Annotated in this window: 4 protein-coding genes and 2 rRNA genes; 5 read left to right on the top strand and 1 reads right to left on the bottom strand. The window is 34.1% G+C overall.

From position 1 onward, the window contains the following. Window positions 1-215 precede the first annotated feature (215 nt). From MAGTDC_RS03480 to MAGTDC_RS03470, 3 genes are all read left to right on the top strand, one after another. On the top strand, window positions 216-1322 hold the full coding sequence (locus tag MAGTDC_RS03480) for an electron transfer flavoprotein subunit alpha/FixB family protein (protein ID WP_192573204.1): 1107 nt from the start codon (window positions 216-218) through the stop codon (window positions 1320-1322). An 842-nt stretch (window positions 1323-2164) separates the two neighbouring features. Next, a 16S ribosomal RNA gene (locus tag MAGTDC_RS03475) occupies window positions 2165-3726 on the top strand. Between the two features lie 347 nt (window positions 3727-4073). Next, window positions 4074-6791, top strand: a 23S ribosomal RNA gene (locus MAGTDC_RS03470). Together the 16S and 23S rRNA genes form the textbook arrangement of a ribosomal RNA operon. A 462-nt stretch (window positions 6792-7253) precedes the next feature. On the opposite strand, the gene MAGTDC_RS03465 is transcribed toward MAGTDC_RS03470, so the two are convergent. Further along, window positions 7254-7556 carry a bL21 family ribosomal protein gene (locus MAGTDC_RS03465; RefSeq protein ID WP_192573203.1) on the bottom strand — a complete coding sequence of 101 codons (303 nt, stop codon included), beginning with the start codon at window positions 7554-7556 and terminating at the stop codon, window positions 7254-7256. Window positions 7557-8690: 1134 nt separating this feature from the next. On the opposite strand from MAGTDC_RS03465, the gene MAGTDC_RS05025 reads away from it, so the two are divergent. Together MAGTDC_RS05025 and MAGTDC_RS03455 are read left to right on the top strand one after the other, a co-directional pair. Continuing rightward, window positions 8691-8933, top strand: coding sequence for a hypothetical protein (locus MAGTDC_RS05025; RefSeq protein WP_192573202.1), 243 nt, complete (start codon window positions 8691-8693; stop codon window positions 8931-8933). A 132-nt stretch (window positions 8934-9065) separates the two neighbouring features. Further along, on the top strand, window positions 9066-10179 hold a 1114-nt coding region (locus MAGTDC_RS03455), incomplete at its 3' end, for a PLP-dependent transferase (protein WP_146657061.1).

The raw sequence follows: 10179 nt of genomic DNA, 5'->3' as shown, positions 1-10179 counted from the left end.
TGATATTAAATTATGATGTAACTGTTGCTGATACCGACTCTTGTTATCATAATGTTATATGTAGAGCTGCTGCAGCTGTGAATCGTTATGGGATTTCTAATGTTTATGATATTTTAGGTGATAATATTTTCGTTAGGACAGCTCATGCTGGAATGGTAAATCAACATGTTGGTTTTAAATGTAATAAACCTTGGTTAATATCTGTTAAATTATCGTTGATAGTTGATCCTGATATAGAAATGAGGGAGAAAAAACAAATTGAAGAAAACAAAAATAATGATAATTCGGGTAGTAATGATAATTTAAGTTCAAATGTAGATGATAAAGATAAAAAGATTGATACCGTTGTCATTAATAAAGATATTGTAGATGATAAAGATAAAAAGATTGATACCGTTGTCATTAATAAAGATATTGTAGATGATAAAGATAAAAAGATTGATACCGTTGTCATTAATAAAGATATTGTAGATGATAAAGATAAAAAGATTGATGATCCAAAGGACAATTTAAATTCAAAAGATAATTTGATTAATGAAAACAAAGTTGTACAAGAAAAAGAGGTTCAAGAAAAAGAGGTTCAACATGAGGAACCTATTTCTGATGTTACTACTCAGAAACCAACAAGTATAAGTGTAAATAAGGAGAGTTTAGAGGTAATAGAAATCAAAACATGTGAGGATAAACCAAAAGAGGTAAGTATTGATAATAAGAAGGAAGGAAACGAAGTTGTAAAACCAATTGAAATTATACAGGATGTTAGATATCAGATTATTAACTTCCCTATTAAAAATCAAATGAAATTGTTATCCTATTCAAAGGTTGAGATTAATATGGAGTTACCAGAGTTATCAAAGGCAGATATAGTTATCGCAGGAGGTAGAAGTTTTGGTACCGAAGAGAATTTTATGACTTGGTTGAAGCCATTGGCATTGAAGCTTGGTGCAGCCATCGGAGCAACCAAAGGTGCTGTTGAATTAGGATGTGTTCCAGTTGGATTCCAAATTGGAAGTACAGGTTCGATTATAACTCCTAAGCTTTATATTGCATTTGGTATATCTGGATCAGATCATCACATGATTGGTGTTAAAGATGCTAAAACGATTGTTGCCGTTAATATTGATAAAGATGCTGCTATTATGTCGATGGCTGATTATTTCATAACTATGGATATGTTTGATGTTATATCTGGAATGATGAAGTGATTAGATAATAATAAAACTATGAGTATTGATAATTTGATACAAAATTTAAATAAAAATCAATCAAAACCTGATCAATCCAAACCTGATGAACAAGAAATTAAAACGCCTACAAATTAGTTAGAAATAAAGGGAGGTTGGGTTAGGCACTCCCGCACCATTATACATCGTCTGATCATAATATATGTTCGATTTTAATAACTTGTATTAATTTTGATAGCTAATATGTTCGATTTTAATAACTTGTATTAATTTTGATAGCTAATATGGTGTTTATACCCCATATCACATTAGGATTTTGTTAATTCTTTTAATGATTAATAAATATTTCTTGAATAACTGTTTAAATACAGATCTTATTGAAAGAAGTATTTTAATTGATTAGTTTCATGTATAGTTTTGTTGTAATACCGTTTGATTTATAAAACCTATCAAATATTGTTTGATATACAAATATTCATACCATATCTTTCTTTATCTTTATATAATTATTAAGAGGTTATTAGAGATAATAGAATTATAATTAAAACCATAGCTTATTAAATATCTAAAACACAACATCTATATGTTGTTTCCGTAGCTGAATTAATTGATTTTGGAATAAATGGTATAATCTATTAAATATTTCTTTGTTTAAATATCATGTCGTTTGTCCTTCAATAGTTGAAGGTTACTAATTCTTTACGGCTTTATACCTCGATAGGTCATAACATCTATCATAAGTTTATATATATCTTTATCTTTTAATTATGTTTACAAAAATATGAGTGGTTTTATATACTTTGATGGATATTTATATGTCTTGTCGTTTGGATTTATATTTTTATCAGATAAATTAGAAAGATAATTATCAGAACAGTATAGTTATATTGGCAACGTGGGAATTAACTAATCCCTATTTGCTCCGTACCTAAGATCGAACATTAGACAACCTACTAGGTTATACAAAGGTATAACTTAGAATTATTGAGAGTTTGATCCTGGCTCAGAACAATGCTGGCGGCAGGCCTAACACATGCAAGTCGAGCGAATAACCTTATACGGGTTGTTAGCGGCGAACGGGTGAGTAACACGTGAGAATCTGCCTTGTTCAACGGGATAGCTTAGGGAAACTTAAGATAATACCGTATAATTCCTGCAACAGGTAAAGAACATTTCGGAACAAGATGAGCTTGCGGTAGATTAGCTAGTTGGTGGGGTAAAAGCCTACCAAGGCAATGATCTATAGCTGATCTGGGAGGATGGACAGCCACATTGGGACTGAGACACGGCCCAAACTTCTATGGAAGGCAGCAGTGGGGAATATTGGACAATGGGCGAAAGCCTGATCCAGCCATGCCGCATGAGTGACGAAGGTCCTATAAAAGGAGTGCAGAATATGTACTTTGGATTGTAAAACTCTGTTTGTTTAATGATAATAATGATAGTAAATAAACAAGAGCTCCGGCCAACTTCGTGCCAGCAGCCGCGGTAATACGAGGGGAGCGAGTGTTGTTCGGTTTTATTGGGCGTAAAGGGTATGTAGGCGGTTTTGTAAGTCAACATTTAAATCTTGAGACTTAATCTCATTACAGGTGTTGATACTGCATAACTACGAACTTAATAAGGATGAACACAATTCCAAGTGTAGAGGTGAAATTCGTTGATATTTGGAGGAGTACCAAAGGCGAAGGCAGTTCATTGGGTTAAGTTGACGCTGAGGTACGAAAGCGTGGGGAGCAAACAGGATTAGATACCCTGGTAGTCCACGCCCTAAACGATGAGTGCTAACAGTCTGGTATAAATATACATCTCGAAAATATGTCTTCGGATATATCAGTAGGTTGTATATTTTATATTTAATTGTATAGCTAACGCGTTAAGCACTCCGCCTGGGGACTACGACCGCAAGGTTAAAACTCAAAGGAATTGACGGAGACCCGCACAAGCGGTGGAGCATGTGGTTTAATTCGAATCTACACGAAGAACCTTACCAGCTCTTGACATTTTTGGCTAAACATGTTAGAAATAATATGCCGCTTACAATTGTAAGAATGCCTTGAACAGGTGCTGCATGGCTGTTGTCAGCTCGTGTCGTGAGATGTATGGTTAAGTTCCATAACGAGCGTAACCCTTGCTCATAGTTGCCGAAACAAATAGGCTCTCTATGAGGACTGCTAATTAAAAGTTAGAGGAAGGTGAGGATCACAACAAGTCATCATGGCCCTTATGGGCTGGGCTACACACGTGCTACAATGGCAACTACAAAGAGTCGCAATATCGTGAGGTGGAGCTAATCTCAAAAAAGTTGTCTTAGTTCGGATTGTACTCTGCAACTCGAGTACATGAAGTAGGAATCGCTAGTAATCGTGGATCAGCATGCCACGGTGAATACGTTCTCGGGTCTTGTACACACCGCCCGTCACACCATGGGAATCGATTTTATCCGAAATTTCTAGATTTAGAAATCAATGTAAGATTGGTGACCGAGGTGAAGTCGTAACAAGGTAGCCGTAGGGGAACCTGTGGCTGAAACAAACAAAAAAATAGTCTTTAGTCAAGATTATTAGTACTTCGAAGAATTTGAGGTAGTATAAGGTTTGTTTAATTAGTACTAATTCAGTACTATAGTTCGATGACTGGGTACACCAGTTACCCTATTCTTTCACGTTTTCTTGTAGGGTGGTGATTATTGGTAAAGAATAAAACCTGTTGATGGTTACATCCATCCTTAATCACCATTTTTTTGTTTCTAACGCAGAAGAATATCGAACCAACAGAATATCGAACAACAAACAAGTCTATAATTTGTTACTATTAAACACTTTTAGTTTTTTTATCTAACAACTATTCTGGCTCATATATATTTATATTTTATTAAGTTAATAGAAAGAATATAGTGTCTGATAAAGCATCTGGTGGATGCCTTGGTATGCATAATAAATGACAAAAACATGGAAGAAAATGAAATGTTATTTCCTCTGATTGAGGACTTTTGGTTATTCGATCCAAAGGTGTCATAAACACAGGGAACTGAAACATCTTAGTACCTGTAGGAAGATTTATCTAGGATATTCTGTTAGTAGCGGTGAGTGAAACCAGACCTTGGCTGTTTATTTTGTTGTCAACAACAATTGTTTGAAAAAACAAGCAACAAAGGTAATAGCCCTTGAATTTGTTTGGCATCAGAATTATGAATAAAGTAGAACGAGACACGATAAACCTCGTTCGAATATAGGAGGACCACCTTCTAAGCCAAAATATATATGCATAACCGATAGTGAACTAGTACCGTGAGGGAAAGGTGAAATAGATATCCGAACAGGATAGTGAAACAGATCCTGAAACCGGATGCTAACAAGCAGTCGGAGGATTAAAAGATCTGACGACGTACCTTTTGTATAATGGGTCAACGAGTTGTTGTTGCAAGCAAAGCTTATAATTGAATCTAGGCGAAGCGAAAGCAAGTCCACAAAGGGCAATAATAAGTTTGCAGCTTCAAACCCGAAACCGAGTGATCTAACCATGGACAGATTGAAGGTTAATATTTATTGACTGAAGGATCGAACCCGTACGTGTTGCAAAACGTTGGGATGATCTGTGGTTAGGGGTGAAAGGCCAATCAAACTCGGAGATAGCTGGTTCTCTGCGAAACCTATGTAGGTAGGTTGTTAATTGTATCTCAACAGGGGTAGAGCTCTGGATGAACAGTTAAAATGAAGAATTTTATTAAAGTTCAACCAAACTTTGAATACTGTTGTTGAATTTAATTGATAATCACACTGCGAGCGATAACGTCCGTAGTGGAGAGGGAAACAACCCAGACCTTTGATCAAGGTCCTTAAATCTGAACTAAGTGAGAAAGGCTGTAAATGTTCGAAGACGATCAGGATGTAGGCTTAGAAGCAGTCATCATCTAAGGAAAGCGTAACAGCTCACTGATTGATGGATATTTATGCCGAAAATGTAACGGGACTAAGTTCAGTACCGAAGTCAAGGACATTGCCGATTTGAGCAATGTGGTAGCAGAGCATTCCGTAAGTCATAGAAGGCAATCCGTGAGGGTTGTTGGAGACATCGGAAGCGAGAATGTTGACATGAGTAACGATAATTGAAAGTAAGAATCTTTCACACCGAAAGACCAAGGTTTCCTATTCCAGGATGTTCCGAATAGGGTTAGCCGGTACCTTAGGCCAAGCGCAAGCGCATAACCGATGGCAATCACGTTAATATTCGTGAGCCTTTCACAAGTGACTTAATTTAAACCTTGTCTAAATCCTTATTTGGATTGGATTGGCATACGTTTAATTGTTAACAAGAAACAACTTGTGGATATAGACCGTACCAAAAACTGACACAGGTGGTTGGGTAGAGTATACTAAGGTGTTTGAGATAATTGTGCTGAAGGAACTCGGCAAATTGTATGTGTAACTTCGGGAGAAACATAACCCGCTTTGGGTAACCAAGGTTGGGTATAATAGAAATGGAGGAAGCGACTGTTTATCAAAAACACAGGACTCTGCAAAATCGTAAGATGAAGTCTAGAGTCTGACGCCTGCCCGGTGCTGGTAAGTGAAATCTAAATGTTAATAGCGTTTTGATGAAACCCCATGTAAACGGCGGCCGTAACTATAACGGTCCAAAGGTAGCGAAATTCCTTGTCGGGTAAGTTCCGACCTGCATGAATGGCGTAACGACTTCCTCGCTGTCTCCAGCACAAGCTCAGTGAAATTGAAATCCCCGTGAAGATGCGGGGTACCTGCGGCAAGACGGAAAGACCCCGTGCACCTTTACTATAACCTTGTATCGATGTATTTTGATCAATTGTATAGTGTAGATGGTAAGCGATGAAAGTTGGACGTAAGTTTAACATAAGCTATCAATGAAACACCATCCTATTGTCAAATAATATCTTTATTACTACAAGCCAATCTTGATGTGAAACAATGCAAGGTGGGTAGTTTGACTGGGGCGGTCGCCTCCTAAAGAGTAACGGAGGTGTACATAAGGTAGGCTCATGACGTTTGGAAATCGTCGGTAGAGTACAATGGCATATGCCTGCTTAAGACTGCGAGGCAGACATGTCGAGCAGAGACGAAAGTCGGTCATAGTGATCCAATGAATCTAAGTGGAAAGGACATTGCTCAACGGATAAAAGGTACGCCGGGGATAACAGGCTAATAACCCCTAAGAGTTCTTATCGACGGGGTTGCTTGGCACCTCGATGTCGACTCATCGCATCCTGGGGCTGAACAAGGTCCCAAGGGTATGGCTGTTCGCCATTTAAAGCGGTACGTGAGTTGGGTTCAGAACGTCGCAAGACAGTTCGGTCCCTATCTGCCGTGGGAAAAAGAATGTTGACGGATCCTGTCTCTAGTACGAAAGGACCGAGATGGACATACCTCTGGTATACCTGTTGTCGTTGCCAAACGGCATGGCAGGATAGCTAAGTATGGAATAGATAACAGCTGAATGCATCTAAGCCGGAAGCTAAACCGAAAATACATTCTATTAAGAGAAGTGATAGACTATCACGTTGATAGGCCAGATGTGTAAGTATGGTAACATATTTCAGCTGACTGGTACTAATATCTCAAAAGCTATAAACAAAAATTAACGAACAAAACTGATAGAAGTAACTACTTATGCCCTTCAGTAATTTAGTTTAAGAACAACGACGCATTAACATGTTTAGCATGAATAGTTAAAATCTTAAACACCTTTTTTTATCCTTTTTAATTAAAGGTAATAAATTAAGGTTTTATTGGTGGGTATCATCCCCTCTAACATGTGGGATAGGATAAATAAATCTCATTAGATTTCATGATTTATAATTTCACAGAACCAATTCTATATCTCCATTATCATTAATTTTATTCTACTTCATGTTAATTTTTAACTAAAACAGGATAAAACTTACCAACAAATCATCGATACAACATCCTGAACACTAATTATCTATCACGGGATATCAGTTCTTATCACCTAATTAAATCTTTATGACTACTGGATAACAAAAAAAACATCCCAACCATAACATCTATCTCGAACAAATATCAATTGATTTATTACTTATAATTTTATTATTTTCGTGAAATACACCATAGTTATAACATTTCTATATCCGTATGTTCTTTTATAACCTTTTCTTCGTTTAAATTTACAACATAAACATCCAACATCAACAGAACTACCAATTACTTTACCTAAAGCCAACCAATTGGTTCCATTAACATAGATCAGATCATTTCCACATCTAAATACTATAATCTTTGCAACCACAATGGTCCTATGGTTTACAAAACTATCGGTCATTAATCTTATTAACATATTTCTAGATATTCTGTACTGGTTGTTGTTTAATTGAATAAACATGAACATTTCGATAACTTTATTAACTCCAACGTTATGTTAATCAATCAAGTCACACATCAATTTGAACTTAATATTACATCTCTCCTTTAAACCTTGTTGCTTTAAATTATAAACCAATGAAATAAATAAATCTCTGATTGATATTATCTTATAACTTATAAGAATTAACAATACAAGCGAACAAAACATGTCAAACATGTTATGAATTACATAGATAACACCTATCACAATTATTAAAACCAACATATTTACATCAATTATTTGATTAAATCATTACAACACAGACTAATGACTTATCATTGGATCTTTAATTATAACATTCGGATGTTAACACAATTACAAAAAAATCAAACATATATGCTTAAGTTAAACCTTTGATTACAAGATTGTAACCCAGCATTGATATAATTGATGCTTATTGATTAGTATACTTTATAAGTATTAATATTAATAAAGTTTGATTAACCAAACACCCTCATATATATTAATATTATGATTTTGTTGTGTTGAATTTATATCTTTAAAACTACTATTGAATAACCAAAATCAACATCTTTAAACATTTAAATATAATTCCAAATTAAATTTATGATCTATACCACCCAAAAAAAATATTTCACGTTATAACGTTGTAACGAATAATAGGAGTTTAATTTAAAATATTATGTTACTTTAACAACGTAATTAAAGGGTTTGAACCTTTCAACATCAAATTAATAACTACTAAATAATTTTATTCTAAATATTATAAATAAAACTTACAAATTTATCGGTTTTAATTAATTAAACATGACAACGTCCAGATAAATATCATTTAAACATGCTTATCATTTTCTTGTATTGGAATTATTCTTCAACTTATGAATAGGTTTCATTTAATTAACAGTATAACCTTATACTGATAAACATCTATTTGATTAGAAATCACACATGTTAAACATATATACTCTTTGTTGTAACAAGTTATCACATGTTAAGAACATAATAGGTAAATGATTTACAAAAATAACATCTATGAGTTTAATCGATGTACTTATATATTTAATTTATGGACTTTTGGTTTGTTGATGGTATTTAAACTACAAATTAGAACCACTCTATAAACCGATAAGATGACTAACACAAAAGATAAAAATGGTAATAAGATGAATTTGAAACAAAATAATATTTATGTTAAGTCCAATACCAATTCTGGTGTATTCGTTGACAGATTATAGATGGTTAACTTTCTACATCATTGTATTAGCTAAGCTTTATGATAATCTATGTAAACGAGAACAAGAAAAAGAAGATTATGAGAACTACTATGAAACTGATAAAGAAGATAACTATGAAGAAGAAGAATATGACGAAGACCAAGAAAATCAACGAACTTAAACAGGTTTAACCCCTTTGATAACTTTGGTTATTAATCTTTGGATATAGATTATTAAAGATGAACATAATATTGATTTAAAACAAAATAGTAACAGTTCTAAATTCCCTTATCCCCTGATAACAAATCTACCAATGACTAACAGAATCAATTACTTAAACAAAATTAAAACAAACATCGATAACAACCTAGCTGATAGTACCAGTTTAATAAAAGCATTTGATGATATGAATAACGGATTTGTGAACAACATCCTTGTTAATGGATCAACAATTTTATTTAGGAATACATCCGAAATGATAAAGAATAACAAAAAATACACCTATGGAACACATGGTACTCCGACAACAAATGATCTATGTGTAGCAATTAGCATGTTGGAACGATCCAATGAAACAATAATAACATGTTCGGGATTAATGGCAATAACATCAACATTTCTAAGTATACTTAAACCAAACGACCATGCATTGGTAGTAGATTCTGTTTATAGTCCCTTGAAACAATTCTGTAAGGTATTCTTAACAAGGTTCAATGTACATGTAGATTTCTTTGATCCAAGAGATGAATATAATTTAAAGACATTACTTAGAACCAACACCAAGTTAATCCATTTAGAATCACCATGTTCAAATACATTTGAAATTTTGGATATTCATTCAATCTGTAAATATATAAAGCAACGTTCGAATAGATGTATTATATCAATGGATAATTCATGAGCAACACCCTTAATATACAAACCAATAACACAAGGAGTCGATATATCGATATGTGCTTTAACTAAATACCCAACAGGATGTTCGGATGTTGTTATTGGATCAATATCTATAACAAAAAACCTTTCATTGACATTTAATACCTTTAAAAGAACCATTGGAATAACAAGTAGTAGTTACAATTGTAACCTGATTCTTAAAAGTCTGAAATCAACCATTGTCCGATTACATCATCATCATAATTCCGTTGTTAAGATTTGTAAATATTTAACCACATCCCATCATGTAGATCATGTATTCAGTCCGATTCTACCTTGATCTCCAGATCATAAACTTTGGAAAAGAGACTACAAATTAAGCAACGGTATAATATCGTTTACACTCAAAACCAAAAAAATTGAAGATTATAAGAGATTATTAGATGGTCTTAAAATATTTGGATTAGGTTGATCATGAGGAGGATATAAAAGCTTAGCAGCGATAGCTGATACTAAACATCGACATTTCAAAGGAAAAACTAACAACCCAA

The sequence above is a fragment of the Candidatus Hodgkinia cicadicola genome (assembly GCF_002774925.1).
This window is presented reverse-complemented; position numbering and strand designations above follow the sequence as displayed.